Origin of the sequence: Aeromicrobium fastidiosum (assembly GCF_017876595.1) — a bacterium.
Classification (GTDB): domain Bacteria; phylum Actinomycetota; class Actinomycetes; order Propionibacteriales; family Nocardioidaceae; genus Aeromicrobium; species Aeromicrobium fastidiosum.
The window spans coordinates 3,510,895-3,523,901 of sequence record NZ_JAGIOG010000001.1; the positions used below are offsets into that span (position 1 = coordinate 3,510,895).

Annotated in this window: 14 protein-coding genes and 1 pseudogene; 4 read left to right on the plus strand and 11 right to left on the minus strand. The window is 70.7% G+C overall.

Annotated features, from left to right (window positions below):
• The first annotated feature begins 18 nt into the window (after nt 1–18).
• Nucleotides 19–546 (plus strand): carboxymuconolactone decarboxylase family protein, encoded by a 528-nt coding sequence (locus JOF40_RS17420; RefSeq protein WP_129182209.1) that lies wholly within the window; start codon nt 19–21, stop codon nt 544–546.
• An 88-nt stretch (nt 547–634) separates the two neighbouring features.
• Here the strand turns inward: JOF40_RS17420 and JOF40_RS17425 are convergent.
• From JOF40_RS17425 to JOF40_RS17445, 5 genes and pseudogenes are all read right to left on the minus strand, one after another.
• Nucleotides 635–1,039, minus strand: a pseudogene (locus JOF40_RS17425) (DUF1990 domain-containing protein); the annotation flags it as partial.
• 3 nt (nt 1,040–1,042) lie between these two features.
• Nucleotides 1,043–2,380, minus strand: coding sequence for a class II 3-deoxy-7-phosphoheptulonate synthase (locus JOF40_RS17430; RefSeq protein WP_129182213.1), 1,338 nt, complete (start codon nt 2,378–2,380; stop codon nt 1,043–1,045).
• A 191-nt stretch (nt 2,381–2,571) separates the two neighbouring features.
• On the minus strand, nt 2,572–3,051 hold the full coding sequence (locus tag JOF40_RS17435) for a DUF427 domain-containing protein (RefSeq protein ID WP_129182215.1): 480 nt from the start codon (nt 3,049–3,051) through the stop codon (nt 2,572–2,574).
• Nucleotides 3,052–3,217: 166 nt separating this feature from the next.
• Entirely contained in the window at nt 3,218–4,246 is a 1,029-nt protein-coding gene (locus tag JOF40_RS17440; RefSeq protein ID WP_129182217.1) for a 6-phosphofructokinase, read from the minus strand.
• A gap of 59 nt (nt 4,247–4,305) precedes the next feature.
• On the minus strand, nt 4,306–5,058 hold the full coding sequence (locus JOF40_RS17445) for a lysophospholipid acyltransferase family protein (protein ID WP_129182219.1): 753 nt from the start codon (nt 5,056–5,058) through the stop codon (nt 4,306–4,308).
• A gap of 90 nt (nt 5,059–5,148) precedes the next feature.
• On the opposite strand from JOF40_RS17445, the gene JOF40_RS17450 reads away from it, so the two are divergent.
• Nucleotides 5,149–5,910, plus strand: a complete 762-nt coding sequence (locus JOF40_RS17450) for an alpha/beta hydrolase (protein WP_129182221.1) — start codon at nt 5,149–5,151, stop codon at nt 5,908–5,910.
• The gene (locus JOF40_RS17455; protein WP_129182223.1) at nt 5,907–6,290 is read left to right on the plus strand and encodes a hypothetical protein; all 384 of its coding nucleotides are present in this window, start codon (nt 5,907–5,909) and stop codon (nt 6,288–6,290) included. The genes JOF40_RS17450 and JOF40_RS17455 overlap by 4 nt, the downstream gene beginning before the upstream one ends.
• Here the strand turns inward: JOF40_RS17455 and JOF40_RS17460 are convergent.
• From JOF40_RS17460 to JOF40_RS17475, 4 genes are read right to left on the minus strand one after another with little or no spacing between them, the layout of a single operon-like run.
• The gene (locus tag JOF40_RS17460; RefSeq protein WP_129182225.1) at nt 6,196–7,233 is read right to left on the minus strand and encodes an ROK family glucokinase; all 1,038 of its coding nucleotides are present in this window, start codon (nt 7,231–7,233) and stop codon (nt 6,196–6,198) included. The two genes, JOF40_RS17455 and JOF40_RS17460, sit on opposite strands and share 95 nt — an antisense overlap.
• Nucleotides 7,233–8,198 carry an ROK family glucokinase gene (locus JOF40_RS17465; RefSeq protein WP_129182227.1) on the minus strand — a complete coding sequence of 322 codons (966 nt, stop codon included), beginning with the start codon at nt 8,196–8,198 and terminating at the stop codon, nt 7,233–7,235. The genes JOF40_RS17460 and JOF40_RS17465 overlap by 1 nt, the downstream gene beginning before the upstream one ends.
• Nucleotides 8,195–8,545 carry a hypothetical protein gene (locus tag JOF40_RS17470; protein ID WP_129182229.1) on the minus strand — a complete coding sequence of 117 codons (351 nt, stop codon included), beginning with the start codon at nt 8,543–8,545 and terminating at the stop codon, nt 8,195–8,197. Before JOF40_RS17470 ends, JOF40_RS17465 begins: the two co-directional genes overlap by 4 nt.
• Nucleotides 8,542–8,979 (minus strand): SRPBCC family protein, encoded by a 438-nt coding sequence (locus JOF40_RS17475; protein ID WP_209674686.1) that lies wholly within the window; start codon nt 8,977–8,979, stop codon nt 8,542–8,544. Before JOF40_RS17475 ends, JOF40_RS17470 begins: the two co-directional genes overlap by 4 nt.
• A 104-nt stretch (nt 8,980–9,083) precedes the next feature.
• Here JOF40_RS17475 and JOF40_RS17480 point away from each other — a divergent pair, with 104 nt between their 5' ends.
• Nucleotides 9,084–10,823, plus strand: coding sequence for an AMP-dependent synthetase/ligase (locus JOF40_RS17480; RefSeq protein ID WP_129182233.1), 1,740 nt, complete (start codon nt 9,084–9,086; stop codon nt 10,821–10,823).
• On the opposite strand, the gene JOF40_RS17485 is transcribed toward JOF40_RS17480, so the two are convergent.
• The gene (locus tag JOF40_RS17485) at nt 10,790–12,040 is read right to left on the minus strand and encodes a hypothetical protein (protein WP_129182235.1); all 1,251 of its coding nucleotides are present in this window, start codon (nt 12,038–12,040) and stop codon (nt 10,790–10,792) included. The two genes, JOF40_RS17480 and JOF40_RS17485, sit on opposite strands and share 34 nt — an antisense overlap.
• On the minus strand, nt 12,033–12,986 hold the full coding sequence (locus tag JOF40_RS17490; RefSeq protein ID WP_129183354.1) for a C40 family peptidase: 954 nt from the start codon (nt 12,984–12,986) through the stop codon (nt 12,033–12,035). The genes JOF40_RS17485 and JOF40_RS17490 overlap by 8 nt, the downstream gene beginning before the upstream one ends.
• Nucleotides 12,987–13,007 lie beyond the last annotated feature (21 nt).

Genomic DNA, 13,007 nt, shown 5'->3' on the forward strand with positions numbered 1-13,007 from the left:
TCCGCGTACGCTGACGGCATGGACCAGCCCCGTATCGCCCCCGGCGGACTCCGCGAGCTCGGCGTCGTCAACTACGCGTTCTGCACCATCGCCGGCCGCGTCATCGGCGGCGAGCGTCCCCATGTCTTCACCACGCTGGGGCGTCAGCGACGGCTCTTCAGGGGCTGGCTGCACTTCAGCGGCCGGCTGATGCCCGGCGGCCTGCTGCCGCGTCGCGAGTCCGAGCTCGTGATCCTGCGCATCGCGACGCTGCGCGACTGCGAGTACGAGCGCCGGCACCACGTGCGCATCGGACGTCGAGCGGGCGTCACGCAGCAGCAGATCGACCACCTCGACGACCTCACGTGGTCGGGGTGGACGTCCCGTGAGCTGGCGCTGCTGCAGGCGACGACCCAGGTCGTCGAGACCAAGGGCATCGACGACGCCGCCTGGGCCGAGCTGGCCGCCCATCTCGACGAGCCCCGGCTCATCGAGCTGCTGCTGCTGTGCGGTCAGTACGACTCACTGGCCACGACCCTGCTGACGCTGCGGGTGCAGCCGGAGTAGTCGGAGCCCCAGCTCGTCAGCGTGCCAGCGCCGCGAGGTAGCGGCGCGCCATCCAGGTCTGCACCACGACGCCCAGGGGCCCGAGCAGTCGCGCGATCGGCGTGCCCGGACGGGAGAAGGCCGTGATCGTGGCGGTCACGACACCCGTCGCGGGGTCACGCTGCAGCTCGAACCGTTCCTCGCCGCACTCGGGATGGCCCGGCAGCGTGCCGTACGTGAAGCCCTGGCGGTCAGCCTCGTCGACGACCGACACGACGCGGCACGGGATCGTCCGACCCGCGAACCTGAACGTGACGTCCTGCCCTGGCGTGGCCCGAGGGACGTCACCGAGCGGCTTGACCCCGGCGCGGCGGTGCATCTGCCACGTCATCAGCACCGTGGCCGCCGCCTCGAGGTCGACGGCCCCGAGCACCTGCCGCTCGTGGAGGTGGTGGTAGCCGGCAGGCAGCTCGTCGCGCCCCGTCGCACCCACCTCGGGATACGTCAGGTCCATGCGTCAGTCGCGGCCCGCGAGCATCTCGGCGACGAGGAACGCCAGCTCGAGCGACTGGGCCCGGTTGAGGCGGGGGTCGCACAGCGTCTCGTAGCGGTGCGTGAGGTCCTCGGCCGACAGCTTCGCGCCGCCGCCGACGCACTCCGTGACGTCGTCGCCCGTGAGCTCGACGTGGACGCCGCCGGGCCACGTGCCGAGCGCGCGGTGCACCTCGAAGAAGCCGCGCACCTCGTCGATGACGTCGTCGAACTCACGCGTCTTGTAGCCGTTGGACGTCTCGAAGGTGTTGCCGTGCATGGGATCGCAGATCCAGGCGACCTCGATGCCCGCAGCGGTGACCTTCTCGACCAGGTTGGGCAGCCCATCGCGGATCTTGCCGGCACCGAACCGGGTGATGAAGCTGACCTTGCCCGGGATGCGGTCGGGGTTGAGCTTCTCGTAGAGGGCGATCGCGTCGTCGGCCGTCGTGGTGGGCCCGAGCTTGACGCCGATCGGGTTGGCGATGCGGCTCAGCAGCTCGACGTGGGCACCGTCCAGCTGACGGGTGCGCTCACCGATCCACACGAAGTGGCTCGACACGTCGTACGGCTGCTCGGTGCGCGAGTCGATGCGCGTCAGCGCGTGCTCGTACTCCATGATGAGCGCCTCGTGCGACGAGAAGAAGTCGACGGTGTGGAACTCGTCGGGATCGACGCCGATCGCGTCCATGAACGCCAGGGCGCGGTCGATCTCGGCACCGATGCGCTCGTAGCGCTGACCGACGGGGCTGGTCTTGACGAAGTCGGTGTTCCACGCGTGCATCTGGCGCAGATCGGCGTAACCACCGGTCGTGAAGGCGCGCGCCAGGTTGAGCGTCGCGGCCGAGGCGTTGTAGACGTCGACGAGCCTCTGCGGGTCGTGCGCGCGCGATTCGGGGGTGAAGTCGAAGCCGTTGACCGCGTCACCGCGGTAGGCCGGCAGCGTCACGCCGTCGCGGGTCTCGGTGTCGCTGGAGCGCGGCTTGGCGTACTGACCGGCCAGTCGGCCGACCTTGACGACGGGGACGCTGGCCGCGTAGGTCAGCACGACGGCCATCGACAGCAGCACTCGCAGCTTGTTGCGGACGTTCTCGGCGGTGACGCCCTCGAAGGTCTCGGCGCAGTCGCCGCCCTGCAGCAGGAACGCCTCGCCGCGGGCCACGTCGGCCAGACGGTCGCGCAGCGCGTCGCACTCCCCCGCAAAGACCAGTGGCGGCATCTTGCGCAGGGTCTGCACCGCGGCGTCGCGGGCGGACTGGTCGACGTACGTGGGCTGCTGGGCAGCGCCGATCGCACGAAGTTCGTCAAGACTCGGAATGCTCACCCGAGAATTCTACGCCGAGCCGGCACCCGCCCCGTCCCCGCCATATGGCGTGGACCGACGATGAGCGTTTGTGGCTGCCGAAGCGACACGAAACCCTCATCCTCGGTCCCGCTGGGGACTGACGATGAGCGTTTGTGGCTGCCGGAGCTACCCGAAACCCTCATCTTCGGTCCCCGGCGGAGCCGCCGCGCTCACCAGCCGAGGGTGCCCGGCGCTCCCTTGAACGGGCCGGTGACCCGTGACGTGATCCAGCCGCCGTAGAAGTCGCCCTCCTGTGCCTGCACCTGCTCGTCGTCGATCCAGCAGGAGTCGACCTTGCCGGGATAGATCGCGACGTGCCCCTCGAGGTCGCGGTAGCCACCGCTGGGTGCCTCGTACGTCCAGGCCCCGGCGGGGATCGTGCGCTCGGGCGTCACGACGTCGAAGTACGACGCGGCACCCTTCCACTCGCACCACGTCGAGCCGTCGATCGGGCGGAGGACGCCCTCGGCGAACGCGGAGACGGGAAGGTAGTACGTCGGCGGGTGGCTGGTCTCGCAGATCCGGTACGACGTCGTGGTGTCGGCGATCGTCACGCCACCGACCACGACGACGAGGTGCTCGTCACTGGGCTCGATCGACGGCGGCCGCGGGTAGTCCCACACGTTCTCAACAGGCCGGGAGGAAGTCATGCAAGTCACGCTACCGACACCACGTCGTCACCACAGGCCGAGCGAGCCCTGCTGGGGGTCCCCCCACGAGCGAAGCGAGTAGGGGGCGCGAGGCACGCGCCCGGGCGAAGCCCGGCAGCGGCGAGGCACGAGCCGCTGGAGCGGCGACGAAGGAGCCGCGCGCGGCTTAGCCGAAGAACACCTCGGCCTCCTCGTAGAGGTCGGCGCGGACAGTCTTGAGCTTCTCGGTGCCGTCGGCCAGTGGGACGCGCGCGATCTCCGTGCCGCGCAGCGACATCATCGTGCCGAAGTCGCCCTCGTGGACCGCCGTGATGGCGTGCAGGCCGAACCGGGTGGCCAGCCACCGGTCGAACGCCGTGGGCGACCCTCCGCGCTGCACATGACCCAGCACCACGGCGCGTGCCTCCTTGCCGGTGCGGTGCTCGATCTCGGACGCGAGCCGGTCGCCGATGCCACCGAGCCGGACGTGCCCGAAGGCGTCCTTCTGCCCGCTCACGAGCGACATGTCGCCGCCCTCGGCCGGCACGGCACCCTCCGAGACGACGATGATCGGTGCGTAGTGGGTCGCGAACCGGCTCTCGACCTGGGCGCAGACCTGCTCGATGTCGAAGGGGCGCTCGGGGATCAGGATGATGTTGGCCCCGCCGGCCAGGCCGCTGTGCAGCGCAATCCAGCCGGCGTGACGCCCCATGACCTCCACGACGAGCACGCGGTGGTGCGACTCGGCTGTCGTGTGCAGCCGGTCGATCGCCTCCGTCGCGATGTTGACGGCCGTGTCGAAGCCGAAGGTGAAGTCGGTGCCCGACAGATCGTTGTCGATCGTCTTCGGCACGCCCACGACCGCGACGCCGAGATCGGCGAGCTTCGTCGCGACGCCGAGGGTGTCCTCACCGCCGATCGCGATGAGGGCGTCGCAGCCGTTCCTGTCGAGATTGTCCTTGATGCGCTGCACACCGTCGTCGATCGCGAACGGGTTGGTGCGCGACGACCCCAGGATCGTGCCGCCGCGGGGCAGTATGCCTCGCACCTCGTCGACGCCGAGCGTCATGGTGTCGTCCTCGAGCGGCCCCCGCCAGCCGTCGCGGAAGCCGATGAACTCGTGCCGGTACTGCTGGACGCCCTTGCGGACAGCGGCCCGGATCACGGCGTTCAGACCGGGGCAGTCACCTCCCCCGGTCAGCATGCCGACGCGCATCGAGCCTCCTGAGTGTCGTGTGACCTACGACACTAACGCGCCGTTCGGCGCGAGCTCGGTCAGACCGGCTTGATCTCGTCCCAGACCTCGTCGGACTCGGCGGCGGCGGCGGCCTTGGCGGCCTCCTTCTCGCGCGCCTGGTCGCGCTTCTTGGCCTCCTGCGCGTACAGGTCGACGTACTCCTGGTCGGACAGCCGCATGATCTCGTACATGATCTCGTCGGTGATGGCACGCAGGATGTAGCGGTCGTCCTGCATGCCCTCGTAGCGGCTGAAGTCGAGCGGCTTGCCGAAGCGGACGCCGGGGCGCGCGAACGTGCCGAAGATCTTGCCCGGAGGGGCGACGACGTTGGTGCCGATGACGGCCAGCGGGATGACGGGCACGCCGGCCTCGAGCGCGAGCCGCGCGACGCCCGTGCGTCCGCGGTAGAGCTTGCCGTCATGTGACCGCGTGCCCTCGGGGTAGATGCCGCACACCTCGCCGTCGGCGAGCAGCCGCAGCTGGGTCTTGATCGCACCGGCGGCGGCCGAGCCGCTCGTGCGGTCGATCGGCACCTGGCCGGCACCGGAGAAGAATGTCTTCTGCAGCCAGCCCTTGATGCCGACGCCCTCGAAGTACTCGGCCTTGGCCACGAACGTCACGCGGCGCGGGATGACGAGCGGCATGAACAGCCAGTCGCTGTACGACAGGTGGTTGCTGGCCAGGATGACCGGGCCCTCCTTGGGCACGTTCTCGGTGCCTTCTGCCCATGGCCTGAAGATCAGCTTGAGCAACGGACCCAGCGCGAGGAACTTCAGGAACCAATAGAACACGCACAGGAGACTACTCCGTGCCGGTGGTGCCGCGCACGACCAGACGCGCGGCACATTCCGAGGTCGCCGCAGATGATGGATGATGGACGCATGACGTCGCAGCCGAAGCCCGGAGCAGAGCCCTTCGCCGCCGAGGGCGGACGCACCGGTGTGCTGCTCAGCCACGGCTTCACGGGCTCCCCCGCGTCGATGACGCCATGGGCCCGGCACCTGGCCGGCCGTGGCCACACCGTGCGCGTCCCGCTGCTGCCGGGACACGGCACGACGTGGCAGCACATGAACCGCACCCGCTGGGACGACTGGTACGGCGAGCTCGACGCAGTCCTCACCGACCTGCGTTCTCGGTGCGACCGGGTGGTCGTCGCGGGCCTGTCGATGGGTGGGTGCCTCGCGCTGCGCCTGGCCGAGCAGCGTCCGGACGACGTCGACGCGATCGTGCTGGTCAACCCGGCGGTCAACGTCCGACGACTCGACATCAAGCTCGTGCCCGCGCTGCAGTGGATCGTGCCGTCGATGCCCGGCATCGGCAACGACATCAAGATGCCCGGCCAGGACGAGGTCGGCTACGACCGCACCCCCCTGAAGGCGCTGGCGTCTCAGCTCGTGATGTGGAAGGACGTGCGAGCGCACCTCCCGAGCGTCACCCAGCCGCTGCTGATGTTCCGCTCGGACGACGACCACGTCGTCGACGCGTCGTCGCAGTCGATCATCCTCGACGGGGTCTCCTCTGCCGTGGCCGAGCTGGTGCCCCTCGCCGACAGCTTCCACGTCGCGACACTCGACCACGACGCCGAGCTGATCTTCGAGCGCACCGACGCCTTCATCGCCGAGCACGTGAGCGAGCCGGCATGACCGAGCGCGACGACTTCGACCGCATCGTCGAGGGGCTCGACCTCGACCTGTCGTTCCCGGACGACCCCCTCGACCCGGTTCCCGAGCGACCCGCCGAGGTGCGCCGCGACGCCGACGCGGAGCAGGACGAGCCGTTCTACCGTCGCGTCGACTCGTCGCCGCTCGTGCCTCGCCGACGCGGCATCATCCTGGCCTGGGCCGGTGTGGTCGGCGCGCCGATGGTGCTCGTGCTCGCGACGCTTGCGCACGTGTTCCTCGACCGGCCGATCGTGGCCGGTGCCGTGCTCACCTTCGTGGCTTCGGCGATCTACCTGTTCTTGCAGCTGCCCGAACACGGGCCCGCGCGCCCGGACTGGCCGGACGACGGCGCCGTGCTGTGATGCGAGCCATGTCGGCGGCACCGATCAGGCCTGCCTCGGGTCCGAGGTGCGCCCGCACGATACGGGCCTCGGCGCGGTAGCCCCGCCCGGTCAGGGTGCGGGAGAACGCCGCACGCGCCGGGTCGATCAGCAGGCGGTCGGCGTCGCTGACGCCGCCGCCGATCACGAACATGCCGGGATCGAGCGCCGCCGCGAGGTTGGCGATGCCGACCCCGAGCCAGTCGCCGACGTCGGCGATCCACTCCGTCGCCTCGGCATGACCCGCCTTGGCGTGTGCCGTGACGAGGTGACCCTCGATGCGGTCGACCGTGCCGCCGGCGTCGGCCAGCAGCTGCTTGCCGAACTCCGTGCCGTCGGTGGCGGCCGCCCGTGCGCGCCGGGTCAGCACGCGTCCGCTGGCGTACTGCTCCCAGCAGCCATGGTTGCCGCACTCGCACTTGTTGCCGTTGGGCACGACCTGCATGTGGCCGAACTCGCCGGCGATGCCGAACTGGCCGCGGTAGGGCTGGCCGTCGATCACGATGGCGCCGCCGATGCCGGTGCCGAGGGTGATGAGCACCAGATCGGCCTCGTTCTGCGCCGCACCGAAGCGCCACTCGGCCCAGCCGGCGGCGTTCGCGTCGTTGTCGACCAGCACGGGCAGTCCGGTGCGGCGGGCGACGGAGTCACGCAAGGGCTCGTGTCGCCACGCCAGGTGTGGGGCGAACAGCACCGTCGACTGCGTCGCGTCGACGAAGCCGGCCGCGCCGACACCGATCGCGCGGATGTGGTGCTCGCGACGGAACTCCTCGGTGATCGAGGCGATCGCGTCGATGACCTCGAGGGGCTCGGTGGTGGGCGTCTCGCGCTTGAGGCGCGCCAGCACGTGCCCGTCCTCGTCGACGACGCCGGCAGCGATCTTGGTGCCGCCGATGTCGATGCCCACGGCCAGCTTGTCGGCCATCAGGCCACGCCCCTCGAGGTCGTCGGTTCGGTGCGCGCGAGATCGGCGGCACCGATGATGCCGGCCTCGTTGCCGAGGGCGGCGATGCGCAGTGCTGCCTGGGGCCGGTGCGCGCGGGCCGGCAGGTGCGTCTCGAACGCCTCGATGACGTGCGGCAGCAGCAGGTCGCGCGCGGCGGCCACTCCTCCACCGATCGCGATGACGCTGGGGTCGAGGATCGTGGCCAGCACGGCCGCGCCCTCCCCGATCCACCGGCCGAGATCGCCCAGCAGGTCGATCGACATGGGGTCGCCGTCCTGGGCCAGCTGGGTGACGCCCGGCCCCGTGATGCGACTGAGGTCGCCGTCCGCGAGAGCCGCGATCGCCTCGGAGCCGGGGTCGCGGTTGGTGACGCGCTCGCGGGCGTCGCGCACGAGGGCGCTGCCGCTGCCGTACTGCTCGTAGCAACCGCGCTGACCGCATCCGCACAGGATGCCGTCGGGGACGATGCGCATGTGGCCGATCTCGGCCGCGACGCCGAAGCCCCCGCGGAACAGCCGGCCGCGGTGCACGATCCCGCCGCCGATGCCGGTGCCGACCGTGATGAGCAGCAGGTCGTCGGTGTCCTCGCCAGCGCCGAAGCGAAACTCGCCCCACGCCGCCGCGTTGGCGTCGTTCTCGACGACGACGGTCAGGTCGACCAGGGCCGCGACCTGCTGGCCGAGCGGCTCCTCGCGCCAGTCGATGTTGGGCGCGAAACGCACCGTGGAACGGTCCTCGCCGACGAAGCCGGCGGCACCGATGCCGATGCCGGCCGCCTTCTCCTCGCCCGTGAGCCGGTCGACCAGGTCGGCGACGACGGCCGGGATCTTGGTCGCGTCGGACGGCGTGGGCTCGGCCACGGAATCGAGGATCTCCCCCGCCTCCGAGACGAGGCCCGCCGCGATCTTGGTGCCGCCGATGTCGACGCCGATGGCCAGGGTCACTTCTTCTCCTCCGGGGCGAGGGCCGTGTCGACGAGGTCGCGCAGCGAGCGCGCCAGGTCGGTGGCCGACCGCTTCACCGACGCGATGGCGTCGGGGTTGTCGCGCACGAATCCGACGACCTGGCACACGGGGCACCACGTCGTCGAGCACACGTGGTCGTGGGCTGCGTGGTCCTGCGCTGCCTGGTCGTGCGAGGGGCGGTCGTCGCCGGTCGACGCTCCGACACCCTGGGCCGTCACGGCGCGCAGCAGCTTGAACGCCTCCTGAGCGACGGAGCCGACGGGCTCCGACTCGTGGGGCGTCGAGGGGGTGTCGACGTCCGGGGCGGCCGAGTCCGGCCCGCTCACCGGGCCTCGACCTGTTTCTTCAACCCCTTGAGAGCGGTGTCGATGATGACCTTCTCGGCCTTGCGCTTGAGCATGCCGAGCAGCGGGATCGAGACGTCGACCGCCAGCTGGTAGGTGACGCGGGTCGTGCCGTCGCCTGCCGGGTCGAGCGTGTAGGCGCCGTCCATCGACTTGAGCATCGAACCCGGCTCGACCAGGCTCCACGACACGGAGCGGTCGCCGTCCCAGACGTAGCCGAGGTCGTACTCGTCGCGGATGGGCGTCGCATCGAGCACGAAGTGCACCTGCTCGGCGCGTCCGTGGTCGCCGGTCGCGACGACGTCGGCGGTCTTCATGCCCGTGGCCCACGAGGGATAGGACGCGAAGTCGGCGATGACGTCCATGATCTCGTCAGCCGATGCCTCGATGACGATGTCGCTGGTGGTCCGCGCCATCACCCCTCCTCGTGCCGCACCCAGTGTGAGACTCCATGCTAGTGGCTCTCCCGCCCCCGCAGCCCGTCGGCTCGCCCCTCCCGACAGCGAGTAGCGTTCCGTAGGTGACCGAGCACCTGACGCCCAGCGTGGGCAACCTCAGCGACGACATCCTGGACCGTCTTCCCGAGCACGCCGACGACGTCGCGCTCGCCCGCGCCGGCGACGACGGCTCCTCCTGGGTCGACGTGACGCTGGCCGAGTTCCACCGCGACGTCATCGCCGTCGCCAAGGGCCTGCTCGGGTCGGGCGTCGCCGCCGGCGACCGCGTGGCGCTGCTGTCGAAGACCCGCTACGAATGGACCGTCGCCGACTACGCGATCTGGTGGACCGGTGCCGTGACGGTCCCGATCTACGAGACGTCGTCGGCAGCGCAGATCGCGTGGATCCTGTCCGACTCCGGCACGGTCGCGGCGATCGTCGAGAACGACGGCCACCTCACCAAGGTCGAGCAGGCGCGAGACGAGGCACCCGAGCTGCGGCACGTGTGGACGATCGACGCGGGCGGGCTGGACGACCTGAGGGCTGCGGGCTCCGACGTCTCGGAGGACGCCGTCGAGCAGCGTCGCTCCACCCTCACCAGCGAGAGCCTCGCGACGCTGATCTACACGTCGGGCACCACGGGGCGTCCCAAGGGCTGCCGCCTCACGCACGGCAACTTCCGCTACGAGCTGGACGCCGCCACCGAGCAGCTCAGCGACCTGTTCGCCAAGGACGACGCGTCGACGCTGCTGTTCCTGCCCCTGGCCCACGTCTTCGCCCGCATCATCCAGGTCGGTGCCATCCGTTCGGGTGCCAAGCTCGGCCACACCGCCGACGTCAAGGACCTCGTGACGCACCTCGGCACCTTCCACCCGTCGTTCGTGCTGGCCGTGCCGCGCGTGTTCGAGAAGGTCTTCAACTCCGCCAGCGGCAAGGCGTACGCCGACGGCAAGGGCAAGATCTTCGACCGCGCGGTGCAGACCGCGATCGGCTACAGCCGCGCCCTCGACGACGGCAAGCCGGGCATCGCACTGCGCGCCCGTCACGCCCTGTTCGACCGGCTCGTCTACGGCAAGCTGCGTGACGCCCTCGGCGGCGAGGCCGAGTGGGCGATCTCCGGTGGCGCGCCGCTCGGCGACCGGCTCGCGCACTTCTACCGCGGTATCGGGGTGACGGTGCTCGAGGGCTACGGGCTCACCGAGACGACGGCGGCCCTGTGCGTCAACACGCCGGACGACCAGCGCATCGGCTCGGTCGGTCGTCCGCTGCCCGGCACCGAGGTGCGGGTCGGCGATGACGGCGAGCTGAGCTTCCGGGGCCCGCAGGTGTTCGATGGCTACTGGCACAACGACGAGGCCACCGCCGAGGCGGTCGACCCCGACGGCTGGTTCGCGACGGGCGACCTCGGCGAGGTCGACGACGACGGGTTCGTCCGCATCACGGGCCGCAAGAAGGAGATCATCGTCACCGCCGGCGGCAAGAACGTGGCCCCGGCGGTGCTCGAGGACCGCGTGCGCGCCCACCCGCTGGTCAGCCAGTGCCTCGTGGTCGGCGACGGCAAGCCGTTCGTGGCCGCGCTCGTCACAATCGACGACGAGGCGTGGACGGGACGCCTCGACGACCCCGAGCTCAAGATCGAGGTGCAGAAGGCAGTCGACGACGCCAACTCGCAGGTCTCGCAGGCCGAGTCGATCCGCAAGTTCGAGATCCTGTCCGAGGACTGGACCGAGGAGAACGGCTACCTGACCCCGTCGTTCAAGGTCAAGCGCAACGCCGTCCTGCGCGACTTTCACGACACCGTCGAGGCACTCTTCGTCAGGTAGGCGCGCCACTGGGCCGTGAGCTCGTCGACCGTGAGGCCGAAGGACTCCTCGAGGGCGCGCTCGACCGGGGCACCGTCGATGACGGCACGGTAGAACGCCACGACGTCGGTGTCGGGGTGCTGCTCGCCGAGCATCCGGAAGATCATCCACGCCGACTCGTACACGGCACCGAGGCCGTGCTGCGTGGAGCCGAAGTCGGCGTCGGTGGGCAGCGCACGGGGGGCACCGTCGGCGCGGACGCGGGCCAGCGCCTGTCCCGCGCTGACCGACAGCGGCGCGGTGTCGTCCCGCAGGGCCACGTAGTCGGCGAAGCCCTCGACGACCCAATTGACCGCACTCGTGCCGACGGCCGAGGTCAGGGCGTGGGTGGCCTCGTGGCTCAGCACCACCTGCGCGGCGCGCCGGTCCATCGTGGCGAACACCGCGGGGTTGAGCACCACGACGGGGTCGACGCCGGCGGAGTCACCGTCGACGCCCGTCGTGACGGCAGCGATCTGGGCGACCGCGGCCTGGTCCTGGCCCACGATCGCGGCCATCTGCTGCTGGGTGCGTGGCGAGATGATCGTCAGCCGCCCCGCGACGCCCGGGACGGTCCGCTCGACGGCAGCCCGTGCCGTGGTGGCCAGCTGGTCGACCGGCTCGGAGTCGTCGCCGCCGTCGATGCTGATGACCGATCGTCCATCGGCGCTGTCGACCGTCACGGCACCCAGCAGCCAGATCGGGACGGCTCCGTCGGCGGGAGCGGCGTCGACGATCGAGAAGCCGCCGGCGCGCTCGGGAGCCACCCGCAGGGCGACCGTCGACCGGTGCGTCACCTCGGGGTCGAGCCCCGACGCGTCGGCAGGACGCCATGACACCTCGGCGGTCATCGTGGCCGAGCCGTCGGCGCGGTCGGCGACCTCTCCGCCGCTGATGTAGCGCAGCGACGCTCCGGGCTGCGCCACCGCCCGCAGCGCCTGCCACGTGCGTCGACCGAAGTCTCGTCCGGCCGGCAGATCGCCGGCGGCGGCGACGAAGGCGTCCCGCGACTGCGCCTCCGACAGCTCACGCAGCTGCGCAGTGAGCTGGGACGAGGCGTCGGCCGGGATCGGCACGACGCGCTCGTCCGGAGCGTCCGTGTGCCATGGCTGCTGCCACAGCAGCAGGGCAGCCCCGAGCACGGCCAGAACGAGGGCTGCCGCCAGGTTGGGCGACAGCCGCAGTCGTCGCTCAGCCAACCCGCGCCGCGCGGGTGAAGCCGCCCAGACCCGTGATCTCGACGCTCTTGCCGGGGCGCGGCGCGTGGACCACGCGGCCGTTGCCGAGGTAGAGGCCGTCGTGCGACATGTCGCCGTAGGCCACGATGTCGCCCGGCTGCAGCTGGTCCATGGGGACCGCCGTGCCGGCCGCGATCTGCGGACCGACGACGCGCGGGATGGAGACGCCCGCCGCGGCCCACGACTTCATGACCAGGCCGGAGCAGTCCCAGCTGTTGGGCCCCGTGCCGCCGTACACGTACGGGTCGCCGATCTGCGCCAGCGCGAAGTCGAGAGCGGCCTTGGCCCGGCCGGAGGCCTTGAGCTCGAAGTCGATGTCGAGGTTGCTCTTGTTGAACGCGGCCTGCTGCTCGGCGGTCAGTCGTGCGAGCTCGGCCTTCGCCGCCTCGTACTTGGTGCGGATCTCCGCCCGACGCGCATCGGCGTCGCGGGTGGCCTCGGTGAGCGCCTGCTTGCGGTCCTTGAGCTGGGCGCGACGGTTCTGGAGCTGCTTGCTCGTGCGGCCGAACTGCTCGAGCGCGTCGGCGCGGGTGTTGTTGAGGGCACGGACGGCACCGAGCCCGGCCAGGAACTGGTCGGGGTCGTCGCTGCTCAGCAGGTTGGCGGTCGGCCCGAGCGGGGCGTCAAGCTGCTGCTGGACGATCGCGCCGCTCAGCTCGTCCTTCTGCGCCGTGTAGACCGCGAGTCCGCTCGCGATGTCGGAGGAGATGTCGTCGATCTCGGCCTGCGTCTGCTTGACCTGCTCGCCGAGCGCGTTGACCTGCTCGTTGGCGGCCTCGACCTGGCTGAACGCGGCCTCGACGTCCTTGACCGTGACCTTGGGGGCGGCTTCGGCCGACGGCAGCGCCATCAGCCCGCCTGCGAGCGCGAGGCTCGCCATCATCGCGAGACCGCGACGTCGTGGCATGCGCACGTAGTTCTCCTGGGA

What these genes read in the sequence shown, in the direction of transcription:
- JOF40_RS17420 (WP_129182209.1), top strand. Translation starts at nt 19, where the DNA reads ATGGACCAGCCCCGTATCGCCCCCGGCGGACTCCGCGAGCTCGGCGTC.
- JOF40_RS17435 (WP_129182215.1), bottom strand. Translation starts at nt 3,051, where the DNA reads ATGACTTCCTCCCGGCCTGTTGAGAACGTGTGGGACTACCCGCGGCCG.
- JOF40_RS17440 (WP_129182217.1), bottom strand. Translation starts at nt 4,246, where the DNA reads ATGCGCGTCGGCATGCTGACCGGGGGAGGTGACTGCCCCGGTCTGAAC.
- JOF40_RS17450 (WP_129182221.1), top strand. Translation starts at nt 5,149, where the DNA reads ATGACGTCGCAGCCGAAGCCCGGAGCAGAGCCCTTCGCCGCCGAGGGC.
- JOF40_RS17455 (WP_129182223.1), top strand. Translation starts at nt 5,907, where the DNA reads ATGACCGAGCGCGACGACTTCGACCGCATCGTCGAGGGGCTCGACCTC.
- JOF40_RS17460 (WP_129182225.1), bottom strand. Translation starts at nt 7,233, where the DNA reads ATGGCCGACAAGCTGGCCGTGGGCATCGACATCGGCGGCACCAAGATC.
- JOF40_RS17475 (WP_209674686.1), bottom strand. Translation starts at nt 8,979, where the DNA reads ATGGCGCGGACCACCAGCGACATCGTCATCGAGGCATCGGCTGACGAG.
- JOF40_RS17490 (WP_129183354.1), bottom strand. Translation starts at nt 12,986, where the DNA reads ATGCCACGACGTCGCGGTCTCGCGATGATGGCGAGCCTCGCGCTCGCA.